The sequence below is a fragment of the Serratia sp. SCBI genome (assembly GCF_000747565.1).
Classification (GTDB): Bacteria; Pseudomonadota; Gammaproteobacteria; order Enterobacterales; family Enterobacteriaceae; genus Serratia; species Serratia ureilytica.
In genome coordinates this window covers 2,559,847-2,574,603 of sequence record NZ_CP003424.1, presented here as the reverse complement: position 1 = coordinate 2,574,603, position 14,757 = coordinate 2,559,847, and the positions used below count along the sequence as shown (strand labels likewise).

Below are 14,757 nucleotides of genomic sequence, written 5' to 3'. Positions count from 1 at the left end.
CCATGAAACACAGTCAAAACGAGATCCTGTTGCAGGATCTCGCGGCGGAACACGTCTATACCCAGGTCAACGGCCGGCGCCTTCACTGCGTGGTGGCCGGCGAAGGGCGGCCGGTGCTGCTGATCCCCGGCTGGCCGCAAACCTGGTACACCTGGCGTTATGTGATGCGCGCCTTGGCGGCGGCCGGTTTTCAGGCGATCGCCGTCGATCCGCCGGGCATCGGCGACTCTGACAAGCCCGCCGGCGGCTACGACACCGGCAGCATCGGTGCGGCGTTGCACGCGATGATGGCGCAGCTGGGCCATCAACGTTACCAACTGGTCGGCCACGATATCGGCATGTGGATCGGTTACGCCATGGCGAGCGATTTCCCGCAGGCGGTGGAGCGTCTGGTACTGACCGAGGCGGTGATCCCCGGTCTGGCGCCGCCGCCGCCAATTTTCGTCGCGCCGGAGGAGAATATCTTCCTGTGGCATTTCATGTTCAACCAGCTGGCGGATTTGCCGGAGACCCTGACCCAGGGGCGCGAGCGGGAGTATCTTGGCTATATCTTCAACCGCTGGTCTTATCGGCGCGATCGGGTGGCGGCTGAGGTCTATATCGCCGCCTATTCGGCGCCGGGCGGCCTGCGCGCCGGATTCGACTATTACCGGGCGATCCCGGAGACCGTTCGCCAGAACCGGCTGCGCGCCGCCACGCCGTTGACGATGCCGGTGTTGACGGTGGGAGCGGAGCACGCCACCGGCGACGCGCCGCTGACGACGCTACGGGGCAATGCGCGCGATCTGCGGGGCGAAACGGTCGCCGGCTGCGGCCATTTCATCACCGAGGAGTGTCATGAGGAATTTATTGCCCTGATTACGCCGTTCCTGACGGGAGAGCAACATGCCGCTTGATGAACACATCGCCGCCTTTTTGGCGGCCTCGGCCGACGCGCCGCTACCCGCTTCGTTGGCGGACATGCGGGCGGCCACGGAAAGCGGTTTGCGTCTGCTGCAGGGCGCACCGCAACCGAGCGGCGGCGTCAGGGATTTTACGCTGGTCGCCACCGATGGGCACCGGATTGCGCTGCGCGCCTATCTACCGGCGGGGGAAAGGTGCGCTGCCGCACAACCGGCGATGCTGTTCGCCCACGGCGGCGGCTGGTGCCTCGGTTCGCTGTCGCTGTATGACCAGCCCTGTCAGGCGCTGGCTAACGCCACCGATCGGGTGATCCTGTCGGTCGATTATCGACTGGCGCCGGAGTTTCCTTTTCCACAGCCGCTGGAAGATGTCTATCAGGCGCTCTGTTGGGCGGCGCAACAGGCGCCGCAGTTAGGGATTGACGCTGACCGTCTGGCGGTGGGTGGTGACAGCGCCGGAGGCAATCTGGCGGCGGCGGTCGCGCTGTTGGCGCGGGATCGCGGCGGCCCGCACATTGAACGTCAACTGCTGCTGTACCCGGCGCTCAGCCGCGAAATGGCGACGAAGAGCTATTACGAATTCGCCGAGGGGCATTTTTTGACGCGCGACGCGATGGTGTTTTGTTGGCAGCAGTACCTGGCCCAGCGACGCGATCCGAGCGCCGAGCCGCTGCACGCCGCCACGCTGCGCGTATTGCCGCCGGCCACTATCCTGAGCTGCGAATATGATCCGCTGCGCGATGAGGCCGAACTGTATGCGCAGCGGCTGCGTGAGGCGGGTGTGGCGGTACGCTGTGAACGGTTGCCGGGCATGGTGCATGCCTGCATTCACATGTTGGGGCTGACCCCGGCGGCGCGGCGCCTGTTCGAGCTGGCCGGTGAGTAAAAAAAAGCCCCGCATTGCGGGGCTTCTGGCTATTCATCCGACGTGCGATTAACGACCGGCGACGGTGACAAAGCGCGTTTCCAGGTAGGATTCGATCGCTTCGCTGCCGCCTTCGGTGCCGTGGCCGGAGTCCTTCACGCCGCCAAACGGCGTTTCCGGCAGGCCGAAACCGATGTGGTTGATGCTCAGCATGCCGCTCTCCACGTCGCGCCCCAGCGCATTGACGGTGGCGATGTTGCGGCTGTAAGCGTAGGCGGCCAGCCCGTACGGCAGGCGATTGGCTTCGGCGATCGCCTCGTCGTAGGTGGCGAACGGGCGCAGCAGGGCGACCGGGCCAAACGGCTCTTCCGACATGGCGCGCGCGCTCAGCGGCACGTCACGCAGCACCGTCGGCTCGAAGAAGTTGCCTTTGCCCGCCACGCGTTTGCCGCCGGTGCTGGCCTTCGCCCCGTGAGCGATAGCGTCTTGCACCAGCGCCTCGATATTGTCGACGCTGCGGCCCAGCACCATCGGCCCCATCGTCACGCCGTCTTCCAGCCCGTTGCCGAGCTTGAGTTCACGCACTGCGGCGGTGAATTTCTCCACGAAGGCTTCATAAACGCCTTGCTGGATCAGGAAGCGGGTCGGGGCGATACAGACCTGGCCGGCGTTGCGGAACTTGGATTGCGCCAGCTCTTTGGCCGCCGCGTCGAGATCGGCGTCGTCGAAGATCAGCACCGGCGCGTGGCCGCCCAGCTCCATGGTGGCCTTTTTCATATGCTGGCCGGCCAGCGCAGCCAGATGCTTGCCCACGCGGGTGGAGCCGGTGAAGGAGATCTTGCGAATGGTCGGATGCGGGATCAGGTATTCCGAGATTTCCGCCGGGGTGCCGTACACCAGCGCGATCACCCCGGCCGGAATGCCGGCGTCGGCGAAGGCTTTGATCAGCTCAGCCGGTGAGGCCGGCGTTTCTTCCGGGCCTTTGACGATGATTGAACAACCCGCCGCCAGCGCGGCGGACAGCTTGCGCACGATCTGGTTGATCGGGAAGTTCCACGGCGTGAAGGCGGCCACCGGGCCGACCGGCAGTTTCAGGGTTTGCTGCTGCACGTCGCGAGCGCGGGACGGAATAATCTGCCCGTAGGTGCGGGTGGCTTCGCCGGCGAACCAGTCGATCACGTCGGCGGCGTTGAGAATTTCGATTTTGGCCTGTGCCACCGGCTTACCCTGTTCCTGCGTCATGATGGCGGCGATGGCGTCGGCGCGTTCGCGCAGCAGCGCAGCGGCTTTGCGCATCAGGTTGGCGCGTTGGTGTGCGGCGGTGTTTCGCCAAACGTTAAACCCGCGTTCGGTGGCGGCCAGCGCCAGATCGAGATCCTCTGCGGCGGCGTGCGCCACTTGACCGATGATCTCGTCGGTAGCGGGGTTGGAGACCGGCAGGGTTTTTCCGGCCAGCGCGCTGCGCCATTGTCCATCGATATACAGTTGAGTATCCGGATACATTGTTGCCTCTTGTTTACGGAGTGTCAGGGGCCGATGAGCTTCGCGATGCGGCCCGTCTGAAAGGGACAGGGACCTTAACCCTACGCCGAATGGCGCCGATCGTCCAGGCGAGGGGCACGAAAGGACCAGGGCGGCTACTCAACCGGCGATGTTTTGGCTATGCTGAGCAGATTGTCAGCACGGATGAGGAGATCGGGTGCAAGGGGTTCCACAACAGTTTCCGTTCGAGAAGGACTGCGCGCAGTTCCGGCATTTGTCGCATCTGCCCGGCGTCGAACTCTATCAGGCGCATATCGAACGCTATGCCTTCGAGCCGCATACCCACGACGCCTTCGCCATCGGCACCGTGGACACCGGGGCCGAGCGTTTTCGCTATCGCGGGGCGCAGCACCTGGCGGCGCCGGGCGCGCTGGTGCTGATGAATCCTGACGAGCTGCATACCGGCGAAGCCGAAACGCCGGGCGGTTGGTGTTACCGCATGCTCTATCTGGCGCCCGAGGCGCTGGAGCAGCTGTCCGGCGATAGGAGCCAGTGGTTCTCCGATGCGGTGCGCCACGATCCGCGAGCGGCGCAGCGCTTGTCCGCCATTCTCGCCGCGCTGTGGCAAACCGACGATCCGCTTACGCTCGACGGCCTGCTGTTGGAAGCGGTGGCGTTGCTGCAACCGCACATCCGCACAGGGCGCCGGGAGAAAGCCGAGGCGGCGCACCGTTTCGAGGTGGTGAAAAGCTACCTGCACGATAACTTCGCCGAGGCCATAACGCTCAACCAACTGGCCGAGCTGGTGTCGCTCAGCCCGTACCATTTCCTGCGCAAGTTCAAGGCCGAATATCACGTCTCGCCGCAGCAGATGCTGATGGCGATCCGGCTGTCGCAGGCCAAACGTATGCTGGAGCGCGGCATGCCCGCCGCACATGTGGCGGCGGCGGCGGGGCTGACCGATCAGGCGCACCTGACGCGCGCCTTCGCCAACCGTTACGGCGTCACGCCAGTGCGTTTCCAGAAACAGGTGAAATTGGGCTAAAACAGCAACCTGCTACAATAATTCCTCCCTGCGTTTTCGTTACTCTGCCGCTGTCTTGTCGGGCGGGTTGGCCGCACCGGCCGTTTGTCGGAGTCGTTATGTTCATTGGCGTTGTGTTTGCCCTGGCCGCCGGGCTGATGTGGGGATTGATTTTCGTCGGTCCGTTGCTGGTGCCGGACTATCCCGCCGCGCTGCAGTCCACCGGGCGCTATCTGGCCTTTGGGCTGATTACCCTGCCGCTGGCGTGGTTCGATCGACGCCGCCTACGCAAGCTGCGGCGCCAGGATTGGCGGGAAGCGCTCAAGCTGACGGCCATCGGCAATCTGTCGTACTACCTGTGCCTGGCCAGCGCCATTCAGCGCACCGGTGCGCCGGTATCGACCATGATCATCGGCACCTTGCCGGTGGTGATCGCCATTTGCGCCAATCTGTTTTACGGCCGGCACGACGGGCGCCTGGCCTGGGGCAAACTGGCGCCGGCGCTGCTGCTGATCGTCTGTGGATTGGCGTGCGTGAACGTCGCCGAGCTGCGCGGCAATGCGGTGCCGATCGACGGCTGGCGCTATCTCAGTGGTCTTGGGCTGGCCGTGTTGGCGGTGGCGTGCTGGACCTGGTTCCCGCTGCGCAATTCACGCTGGCTGCGAGAGAATCCGACGCAGCGTCCGGCCACTTGGGCCACGGCCCAAGGGCTGGTGACGCTGCCGCTGGCGCTGCTGGGTTATCTCGCTGTCTGCGGTCAGCTGGCGCTGAGCGAACCGGCGTTCGCCTTGCCGTTCGGCCCGCGCCCTGAGGTGTTTATCCCACTGATGCTGATCATCGGCGTGTTCTGTTCCTGGCTGGGGGCGCTGTGCTGGAACGAAGCCAGCCAGCGGCTGCCGACGGTGTTGGTGGGGCCGCTCATCGTGTTCGAAATTCTGGCGGGGCTGGCGTATACCTTTCTGTTGCGCCAGGCCTGGCCGCCGCTGCTGACGCTGGCGGGCATCGTCTGTCTGATTGCCGGCGTGGTGTACGCCATGCGCATCAAGCCGCAGCCGGTGGTGGTGGCGCTGGAGGACAAACCGAGGTGACGCCCGCCGTGGCGGCGGGCGTAAGGGTTAACGCTTGCTGTGGTGAATGATCTCTTCGGCCACGTTGCGCGGCGCTTCGGCGTAGTGGCTGAATTCCATGGTGTAGGTGGCGCGGCCCTGCGACATCGAACGCAGGGTGGTCGAGTAGCCGAACATCTCGGACAGCGGCACCTTGGCGCGAATTTCCTTGCCGCCGCCGCCCGGGATCTCTTCCATGCCCTGCACCAGACCACGGCGTGAGGAGAGATCGCCCATCACGTTGCCGGCGTAATCCTCCGGCGTTTCCACTTCCACCGACATGATCGGCTCGAGGATCACCGGATCCGCCAGGCGGCAGGCGTCCTTGAAGCCGAAGATCGCCGCCATGCGGAACGCCTGTTCCGACGAGTCGACGTCATGGTAAGAACCGAAGGTCAGGTGCACCTTGACGTCCACCACCTGATAACCGGCCAGCACGCCGTTATTCAGCGCCTCGAGCACGCCTTTTTTCACCGCCGGGATAAACTCACCGGGAATGACACCGCCCTTGATCTCATCGAAGAACTCGAAGCCTTTGCCGGGTTCGTTCGGCTCGACGGTCAGCACCACGTGGCCGTATTGCCCTTTACCACCGGATTGGCGCACGAACTTGCCTTCCACGTCGGCCACCCGTTTGCGGATGGTTTCGCGGTAAGACACCTGCGGTTTGCCGGTGGTGGTCTCCACCCCGAACTCGCGGCGCATGCGATCGACGATAATCTCCAGGTGCAGCTCGCCCATGCCGTAGATAATGGTTTGGCCGGATTCTTCATCGGTGCGCACGCGGAACGACGGATCTTCTGAAGAGAGCCGCTGCAACGCGATGCCCATTTTCTCCTGATCGCCCTTGGTCTTCGGCTCGATCGCTTGGGCGATCACCGGCTCGGGGAAGGTCATGCGCTCCAGCGTAATGATGGCGCCGGGATCGCACAGCGTATCGCCGGTGGTGACGTCCTTCAGGCCGACGCAGGCGGCAATGTCGCCGGCGTGCAGTTCGTCGATGTCCTTACGATCGTTGGCGTGCATCTGCACGATGCGGCCGATACGCTCCTTTTTGGCCTTGATTGGGTTGTAAACACTGCTGCCTTTGGCCAGCACCCCGGAGTAGACGCGCACGAAGGTCAGCTGGCCGACGAACGGGTCGGTCATCAGCTTAAACGCCAGCGCCGAGAATTTTTCATTGTCGTCGGCTTTGCGAGTGATGATTTCATCGTGTTCGCCGTGGCCCTCCATCGGCGGCACGTCGAGCGGCGAGGGCATCAGCTCGATCACCGCGTCCAGCATGCGCTGCACGCCTTTGTTGCGGAACGCCGATCCGCACAGCATCGGCTGGATTTCGCCGGCGACGGTGCGCACCCGCAGCCCGTGAACGATCTCCTCTTCGCTCAGCGGCACCTGATTGAGGTATTTCTCCATCAGTTCTTCCGACGCTTCGGCGGCCGCTTCAATCATGTTTTCACGCCACTCCTGCGCCGATGCGCGCAGCTCGGCCGGGATCTCTTCGAAGCTGAAGTTCATGCCCTGCGAGGCTTCGTCCCACAGAATGGCTTTCATCCGCACCAGGTCCACCACGCCGCTGAAGCGGTCTTCGGCGCCGATAGGAATAACGATCGGCACCGGGTTGGCTTTCAGACGCTCGATCATCATTTTGCGCACGCGGAAAAAGTCCGCGCCGATGCGGTCCATCTTGTTGACGAACGCCAGCCGCGGCACTTTGTATTTGTTGGCCTGGCGCCAGACGGTTTCCGACTGCGGCTGGACGCCGCCCACCGAGTCATAGACCATGACGGCGCCGTCCAGCACGCGCATCGAGCGCTCCACTTCAATGGTGAAATCGACGTGCCCGGGGGTGTCGATGATATTGATGCGGTGCTGCGGATAATTATGCTGCATGCCGTTCCAGAAGCAGGTAGTGGCCGCCGAGGTGATGGTGATGCCGCGCTCTTGTTCCTGCGCCATCCAGTCCATGGTCGCCGCGCCGTCATGCACTTCGCCCAGCTTGTGGCTGACCCCGGTGTAAAACAGAATCCGCTCGGTGGTGGTGGTCTTGCCGGCATCGATATGCGCGGAGATGCCGATATTGCGGTAACGTTCGATAGGGGTGGTGCGAGCCATAATCAACCTTTCTTAGCCGCGTGAAGGAGAGCGGCTTAAACAGCATGGATAATGATGATAATCCTCATAGGGTTATCCGCCGGATCGCAGAGCCTTGCTCTGGTCACAAACTAATCGTAGTTGAAGGCGTTGGTTTTTTTAAGCGATGGTTGTGATAGATGAAAGTTTGCACGCACAACGGCGCTGGTGGAGGAAAGGGCGAAAAAAAGGCCCATAACGGGCCTGTTGTCGTAGGGCGCATTCGCCGCTTATTTGCGTCCCAGCAGGAAGCCGAAAACGATGCCGACCGCCGCCGCTACGGCTACGCCGGCCAGCGGGTTGGCTTCCACCTGCGTTCTTACGCTGTCCGCTGCGTCACGGGCGGCATAGCTGGCCTGGGAGGCATACTTGCGCGCCGCGCCGCGCACCTGATGCTCCGGCGAATCGACGGCTTTACCGAACGCTTCTTCTACCGCGCCTGCGGCTTCATTAGCTTTGTCTTCCGCTTTACCAAACATGCTGCTCTCCTGTTCCTTGTGGGTTAACGAACTCTAAGCCTAGCAGGTGAACGGCGTTTTTTGCAGCATTCTGTGCGTTATAAGATCAATCCGAGCAAAGAAAAGTCTTTCCATACGCACAGCCTCGGCTTCACCCGCGCGTTTTTTTATGTTCTATTGGCTAGCGGTTTAACCGAGTATCGTTACCCTTTGACCGATTCGTTGAGTTGAAAGGACTCCCCATGTCAGTACTGCGTATTCTGGCGCTGTTCGCCGCGGCCGCCGCCGCTTTGCCCGCCCAGGCCAAACCTGCGGCGCACGGCGCGGCGCCCGAGAACGGCATTCGTTGGCAATCTTGTCTCAACAGCGGCTTTCAGCGCTGGTTCGATGAAGCGCCGCCGACGGGGCTGCGCTGCGGCTACCTCGACGTGCCGTTGGCTTACGCCACGCCTCCCGCCCATTCCGCACAGGCGGGGGAACCGACCGTGCGTCTGGCGCTGACCCTGCTGCCCGCCACCGGGCCGAAAAAGGGCAGCGTCGTGATGATCAGCGGCGGCCCGGGCCTGCCGGGGATCAATCCTTATCTCGGCAACGACGCCCACGTCGCCAAACTGCGTAAATCTTACGACATCATCGGTTACGATCCGCGCGGCGTCGGTCAATCGACGCCAAAAATTTCCTGCCAGGTGGCCGAAGGTGACGAACTCCCTGAACCGGACGACAACGACGTGGCCGGCGCGGAGAACCAGACGCGCATCCTGATCGCCGCCTGCATCAAACAGACCGGCGCGGACGTGCTGCAACACATCGGCACCGACGAGGCGGTCAACGATCTGAACGCGATCCGCCACGCGCTGGGCGAACCGGGGCTGACGGCGGTGGCGTACTCTTACGGCACCAAGGTGGCGGCGCTGTATGCCGAACGTTTTCCGAAGAAAACGCGCGCGCTGGTGCTGGACGGGGTGGTGGATCTGGCCGAGGACGATTTCACCCAGCGCATGAATCAGGAGCGAGGCTTCCAGCAAAGTTTCCTGCGTTTCGCCGCCTATTGCGGAAAAACCGACAGCTGCCAGCTTGGCGGCGGCGCCAATCAGGCGCTTCAGCGTTATCACGCTTTGCTGCGCAAGCTGCATGAGCAGCCGTTCGTCACTGCGGCGGGCTATGAGATCTCCGCCGACGATGTGCTGACGGTGACGCGTTCGCTGCTGTTGTGGCCGGAGCGCTGGCATGAACTGGCCACCGTACTGCGCCAGCTCGATGCCGGCATCGCCGGGCAACAGGTTTCCGATCTGATCGACGAAAGCTATTCTCCGGATGCCGATGATGCCCTGAACGTCATCACCTGCGCCGACGTCGCCAACCCAACGGCCGATCCGCAGCTGTTGCGCAGGCAGCGGCAGGAGATCAATACCGCCGCTTTATATGCCCACTATCTGCCGCTGCACGAGTATCCGCTGGAAATGTGCGACCTGTGGCCGTACCGCGGCAAAGATCGGCCGCACATGCCGGTGGCCTCCGCCGCGCTGCCGCCGCTGCTGTTCGTCGCCCAGCGCTACGATCCAACCACGCCGTACCGCAATGCCCAGGTGATGGCCTCGGCCTTTAAAAGCCCGCTCATCACCCGCGAACGCGACGGACATACGTTGGCGCTGAACGGCATCGACAGCTGCGTCGACGAAAGCGTGGTGGAGTATCTGCTGGCGCCGAAAAAGCCGCGCCGCGACAAGGTTTGCCGCTGAGGAGGCCGGGCGTTGGCCCGGCCTGACAGCCAAATCGCGCGTGTTTTAGAATTTCACCTCTTCCGCCAGCGCCAGCGTCACGAACGGCCCCGACAGGGTCTGGTTATGGTGACGAATAATGGCGTCGGCGCCCAGCGCCGCCGTGTCCGAACAGCTATGGGCATCGGCGGCCAACACCAGGTCAAATCCCAACTCCGCGCCGCGCCGACACGCGGTGTCTACGCAGTATTGCGTTTTCATTCCCGAAATCACCAACCGACCGATGCCGGCTTGCTTAAGCCGCTTCGCCAGGCCAGTCCGGTAAAAACAGCTGGGATAGGTTTTATCGATGAACCAGTCGGCTTGCGCATCGGTGTCGAGATCGGGGTGAACTTGCCACAGTGGACTGTTTACGGCGATAGGTGAACCTGCCGGGCCTGTGTGGCGAATAAACACCACGAGCGCATTCGCCACGCGTGCGGCGCGTATCAACGCATGGGTCTTCGCCAGAAGGGTTTCGGCGGCGAACGGCGGATCGTCCGGCGAGGCGAACAGGCCGACTTGCATGTCGATAACCAGCAGGGCGCTGCGCGGTGCGGGGATAGTTGGCATAGGTCTTCTCCGTAATGAAATTGCCGGCGGGCACGGAGAAATAAAAAACCCCGGCCATGGCTGGCGGGGCTTGGGGATACGTCGTTAGCTGTTGCGCACCCGTGCAGCCCGCCATTGCGTGGCGGTTGCGGTGGTGGTGGTGAGGGCGTGCACGATGCGATTCATGCCATTGATAATGCGCGGTGGTGAGGGGAACGTCAAGGGTCGCTCCCCACACTTTCAGCCGGTGAAAATATGCGCTTGCCCCATCACGTTGAGACTGACCTGCGCCCCGGGCCGCAGGCCTTCGCGGCTGACGGTTTTGATCTCGAGCTGCGCGCCGTCGGCGGCCATTTGCAGATTGAGGGTGGAGACGAAGCCGGCGAAATCGATGCCGGTGATCACCGCCTGGCCGCGCTGCGCCGGATCGGACAAACCGATTTGAATCTGCTCCGGACGCAGCATGATGCGCGCCGAGCCGCTGCGTTGGCGATCGTCGACGGCGATGCGCCCCAATGCGCAGTCGGCCCAGCCGTGCGCCAGCTCGGCGGTCAGCACCAGCGTTTCGCCAAGGAAACTGGCGGTCGGTTCATCGACCGGGCGCAGATAAAGATCCTGCGGCGCGCCCACCTGCGCCAGCCGCCCGTTGCGCATGACCGCCACCTGATCGGCGAACGACAGCGCCTCGCTCTGGTCGTGGGTGACCAGGATCGACGCGACTTTGGCCTCCGTCAGCAGTTCGGCCACCGCTTTGCGGGTGGCGGCGCGCAGGCCGGTATCCAGCGCCGAGAACGGCTCATCCAGCAACATCAGCCGCGGTTGCTGCGACAAGGCGCGCGCCAATGCGACCCGCTGTTGCTGTCCGCCGGACAGCTCGTGCGGCCACAGGGCGGCCAGGCGACGATCCAGCGCCACCATCTCCATCAGCGCCTCGATGCGACGCTGTTTCTCGCGCTTGCTGCCTTTGAGGCCAAAACCGATGTTGCCGGCGACGGTAAAGTGCGGGAACAGTGCGCCATCCTGCGGGACGAAGCCGATGCCGCGCAGGTGCGCCGGCACCCAGCCGCCGCCGTTGCCCATCGCTTGCCCCTGCAGCAGAATTTGTCCGCCGTCGGGGATTTCAAAACCGGCGATGATGCGCAGCAGTCGATGTGTTCCAGCACCCTGATGGCATTGTAAGATTTTCCGATACCGTGCAGTTCGAGCGTGCTCATAGTCCCGCCGTACGTTTAGATTGAGAGTAAAGAAGCCAGGTGAGCGGCAGCGACAGCGCCACCATAATCAGCGCATAAGGCGCGGCGGCGACATAGTCTATCTCGCTGGTCAGCGCCCAGAAACCGGTGGCCAGCGTACGGGTGCCGTTCGGCGCCAGCAGCAGCGTGGCGGTCAATTCATTGGCGATCGCCAGGAACACCAGCGCGGCGCCTGCGGCGGCGCCCGGTGCCGCCAGCCGCAACGTGGTGCTCCACAGCGCCTGCGCCGGCGACTTGCCCAGGCTGCGCGCCACGTTTTCCAATTCCACCGGCGCCTGCGCGATGCCGGCGCGCAGGTTGATCAACGCTCGCGGCATAAACATCAGCAGATACGCCAGCAGCAGGGTGATCTCGGTTTGGTAAATCGGCCGGAAGCTGTGAATGGTGATGGTCACCAGCGCCAGCGCCACCACGATGCCGGGCAGCGAACTGGTCACGTAGTTGCAGCCTTCCAGCACCCGGTACAGGCGGGCCGGATAGCGCACCGACAGCCAGGCCATCGGAATGGCGCACAGCGTAATCAGCAGCGCGCCAGAGGCGGACAGCGACAGCGTTTGCCACAGCGCGGGCCACAGATCGGCGTTGCGCCATACGTCGAGGCCGCCCAGCCATAGCCAGCGGACCAGGGTGATGAAAGGCACGCCCAGCGCCAGCGCGGTCAGCGCGATAGGCAGCAGCAGCGCCAGCGCGGCGAGCGGCGCTGAGAGGCGACGCGGCGTTTGGCTGCGGGCGCTGCCGGAACCGACGCGGGCATAGCGCGCGCGGCCGCGGCTTATCGCCTCAAGCAACAGCAGCCCCAGGCAGCACAGCACCAATACGCCGGCCAGCATGTTGGCCGCCGGGCCGTTGAAGGTCGACTGGAACTGATCGAAGATGGCGGTGGTGAAGGTATCGAAACGGATCATGGCGTACAGGCCGTACTCCGCCAGCAGGTGCAGCGCGATCAGCAGCGAACCGCCCCAGACCGCCAGCTTCAACTGCGGCAACACCACGCGGAAAAACACCGCCGGCGGCCGGGAGCCGAGCGAGGTGGCGACGTCTTCGATACCGGGATCCAGACGGCGCAAGACCGCGGCGGCCGGCAGGTAGATAAACGGAAAATAGGCGAGCACCGAGATGAAAACGCCGGCGCCCAGGCCGTGCATCGACGGCACCAGACTGATCCAGGCATAGCTTTGCACAAAGGCCGGCACCGCCAGCGGCGCGGTCGCCAATACCGCCCAGAGACGGCGGCCCGGCAGCGTGGTGCGTTCGGTCAACCAGGCCAGGGCCACCCCCAGCACGGCGCAGATCGGCAGCGTCAGCACCACCAACAGCAGGGTATTCAACAGCAGTTCCGCTACGCGCGGGCGGAAAACCAGAGCTTTGACCGTTTGCCAACCGGTTTCAAACGCCACGCCGATAACGAATCCCAGCGGCAGCAGCGCCAGCAACGACAGCAACACGGCGCAGGCCACCACGATCGGCCCCGGCCGCGGGTGACGAGGGATAGTGGAATAACGCCGCGCGGTCTGCGCGGCGTGGGTACTCAGGTTTGACATAACGATCAAAAACTCTCGGTTTGCCGGCGGGCCTTACAGCAGGCCGGCCTCGGTCATCAGTTCGACAACTTTCTTATTGTTCAACTGCGCGGCGTCTACCTTCGGCGCGTCCAGATCTTTCAGTGGCACCAGTTTCGGGTTGGAGGCCGCACCGACGCCGACGGCGTATTCGAAGGCATTGTTGGTGCGCAGGATCTCCTGGCCCTGTTTGCCGGTGATCCACTTGATGAACGCCTGCGCCTGCTGCTGATGCTTGCTGGAAGCCAGCACGCCGCCGCCGGAGATGCTGACGAATGCGCCCGGATCCTGATGTTTGAAGTAGTACAGCTTGATGTTTTTGCTGTTCTCGCCGGTTTTAGCGCCGTCGACGAACGGGTAGTAATGATAGATCACGCCGCTGTCGATCTGGCCGGCATTGACCGCTTTCATCACCGTGCTGTTGCCTTTATAGGCGGTAAAGTTGGCTTTCATCGCTTTCAGCCAGTCCAGCGTTGCTTGCTCGCCTTTCAGCGCCAGCAGCGCGCTGACGATCGCCTGGAAATCGGCGCCCGATGGCGAAGCGGCCCAGCGGCCTTTCCATTCCGGCTTGGCCAAATCCAGCAGCGACTTCGGCAACTGCGCGTCGGTCAGCTTGGCCGGGTTATAGACGAATACGGTAGAGCGGGCGGCGATGCCGATCCAGCGGCCGTGGCTTGGGCGATATTGCGGTTCTACCTGGGCCAGCGTGGCGGCGTCGAGCGGGGCGAACAGCTTGGCGTTATCCACCAACACCATCGCCGGGGAGTTTTCCGTCAGGAACACGTCGGCAGGCGAGGCGCTGCCTTCCTGCACCAGCTGATTGCCCAGCTCGCTGTCGCCGCCGTTGCGCAGCGTGACTTTGATGCCGGTGTCTTTGGTAAAACCGTCGACCCAGGATTTCACCAGATTTTCGTGCTGGGCGTTGTAAATAACGATGCCCTGGTCGGCGGGGGCCGCCTGAGCGCCGAAGGCCAGCATCATCGAGGAGGCGAGCAGGGCCACGGGGCCGAGGGATGAAATACGCAGCTTCATGCAGTTATCCTTTTTAGCGTTCGAATGAGGAAAACGAATATCGCCTGGCAAGCGCAAGCAGCCCGATTTTAGCCAAGAACATCCATAATGATAGTGAAAACGATTCGTATTAAATTATTTTTGACGATCGCTCACAAAATGAATTGCCCTAAGGATACGTTAAGTTTCGGCTGGAATAATCTGTACTGATTGTCTGAATAGAATTGGGGCGCGTTACCTCACAGTGAGCGGCCACCTGCCATCGCAGGCAGCCGCCCGTCAGGCTTGCTTCTTGTCACGCCAGCACAAACTCACCGTTGCCAACGCCAAAGAACTGCCCGTTGATGCTGCCCGCCCACTGCGGCGGATGAACCAAAGAGGCCAGCACCCGGCCATTCTCCAGCAGCGTCAGGACGATCGAACCGGGGTTGATGGCCAATTGCAGGGTTAACGGAACGCCGATCAGATTTTCGGCATCGGGCACGGTGCCTTGCAAATAGATCGTCGGGATGTTGATGTTACCGTCTGAGCCAGTGCCGGTGGCCTGGCCGACAAAACGCACCGATGTACCGCTTGATGGGGCATTGGGACCAATATTGGCAAGCTGCGCGGAAATTTGCACGGTCTCCGCATGTGGCGCGCAGCCACATCCGCA

The 14,757-nt window shown here is 63.0% G+C and carries 12 protein-coding genes and 1 pseudogene; 5 read left to right on the top strand and 8 right to left on the bottom strand.

What is annotated here, in order from left to right:
* Positions 1-2 precede the first annotated feature (2 nt).
* Complete coding sequence (locus SERRSCBI_RS11980; RefSeq protein WP_042784598.1) at positions 3-896, top strand: alpha/beta fold hydrolase; 894 nt, start codon at positions 3-5, stop codon at positions 894-896.
* Positions 886-1,788, top strand: coding sequence for an alpha/beta hydrolase (locus SERRSCBI_RS11975; protein WP_042784597.1), 903 nt, complete (start codon positions 886-888; stop codon positions 1,786-1,788). Before SERRSCBI_RS11980 ends, SERRSCBI_RS11975 begins: the two co-directional genes overlap by 11 nt.
* 48 nt (positions 1,789-1,836) lie before the next feature.
* On the opposite strand, the gene SERRSCBI_RS11970 is transcribed toward SERRSCBI_RS11975, so the two are convergent.
* Positions 1,837-3,270 carry an NAD-dependent succinate-semialdehyde dehydrogenase gene (locus SERRSCBI_RS11970; protein ID WP_042784596.1) on the bottom strand — a complete coding sequence of 478 codons (1,434 nt, stop codon included), beginning with the start codon at positions 3,268-3,270 and terminating at the stop codon, positions 1,837-1,839.
* A gap of 196 nt (positions 3,271-3,466) precedes the next feature.
* Between SERRSCBI_RS11970 and SERRSCBI_RS11965 the strand changes: the two genes are divergently transcribed.
* On the top strand, positions 3,467-4,294 hold the full coding sequence (locus tag SERRSCBI_RS11965) for an AraC family transcriptional regulator (protein ID WP_042784595.1): 828 nt from the start codon (positions 3,467-3,469) through the stop codon (positions 4,292-4,294).
* A 98-nt stretch (positions 4,295-4,392) separates the two neighbouring features.
* On the top strand, positions 4,393-5,361 hold the full coding sequence (locus tag SERRSCBI_RS11960) for a DMT family transporter (RefSeq protein WP_042784594.1): 969 nt from the start codon (positions 4,393-4,395) through the stop codon (positions 5,359-5,361).
* A gap of 27 nt (positions 5,362-5,388) precedes the next feature.
* On the opposite strand, the gene fusA is transcribed toward SERRSCBI_RS11960, so the two are convergent.
* Both fusA and SERRSCBI_RS11950 read right to left on the bottom strand, forming a co-directional pair.
* Entirely contained in the window at positions 5,389-7,494 is a 2,106-nt protein-coding gene (fusA, locus tag SERRSCBI_RS11955) for an elongation factor G (RefSeq protein ID WP_042784593.1), read from the bottom strand.
* Between the two features lie 248 nt (positions 7,495-7,742).
* The gene (locus SERRSCBI_RS11950; protein WP_004938127.1) at positions 7,743-7,991 is read right to left on the bottom strand and encodes a DUF883 family protein; all 249 of its coding nucleotides are present in this window, start codon (positions 7,989-7,991) and stop codon (positions 7,743-7,745) included.
* A gap of 221 nt (positions 7,992-8,212) precedes the next feature.
* Here SERRSCBI_RS11950 and SERRSCBI_RS11945 point away from each other — a divergent pair, with 221 nt between their 5' ends.
* Positions 8,213-9,709, top strand: coding sequence for an alpha/beta hydrolase (locus SERRSCBI_RS11945; protein ID WP_042784591.1), 1,497 nt, complete (start codon positions 8,213-8,215; stop codon positions 9,707-9,709).
* 45 nt (positions 9,710-9,754) lie between these two features.
* Here the strand turns inward: SERRSCBI_RS11945 and SERRSCBI_RS11940 are convergent, their stop codons facing one another.
* From SERRSCBI_RS11940 to SERRSCBI_RS25105, 5 genes and pseudogenes are all read right to left on the bottom strand, one after another.
* Positions 9,755-10,300: a cysteine hydrolase family protein gene (locus SERRSCBI_RS11940; RefSeq protein WP_042784589.1), complete on the bottom strand. Its 546-nt coding sequence runs from the start codon at positions 10,298-10,300 to the stop codon at positions 9,755-9,757.
* A 219-nt stretch (positions 10,301-10,519) separates the two neighbouring features.
* Positions 10,520-11,493, bottom strand: a pseudogene (locus SERRSCBI_RS11935) (ABC transporter ATP-binding protein).
* Positions 11,490-13,073 (bottom strand): iron ABC transporter permease, encoded by a 1,584-nt coding sequence (locus SERRSCBI_RS11930; RefSeq protein WP_033643166.1) that lies wholly within the window; start codon positions 13,071-13,073, stop codon positions 11,490-11,492. Before SERRSCBI_RS11930 ends, SERRSCBI_RS11935 begins: the two are co-directional and overlap by 4 nt.
* Before the next feature lie 33 nt (positions 13,074-13,106).
* Entirely contained in the window at positions 13,107-14,123 is a 1,017-nt protein-coding gene (locus tag SERRSCBI_RS11925) for an iron ABC transporter substrate-binding protein (protein ID WP_042784586.1), read from the bottom strand.
* Positions 14,124-14,397: 274 nt separating this feature from the next.
* Complete coding sequence (locus SERRSCBI_RS25105; RefSeq protein WP_232230702.1) at positions 14,398-14,724, bottom strand: hypothetical protein; 327 nt, start codon at positions 14,722-14,724, stop codon at positions 14,398-14,400.
* Positions 14,725-14,757: the final 33 nt, after the last annotated feature.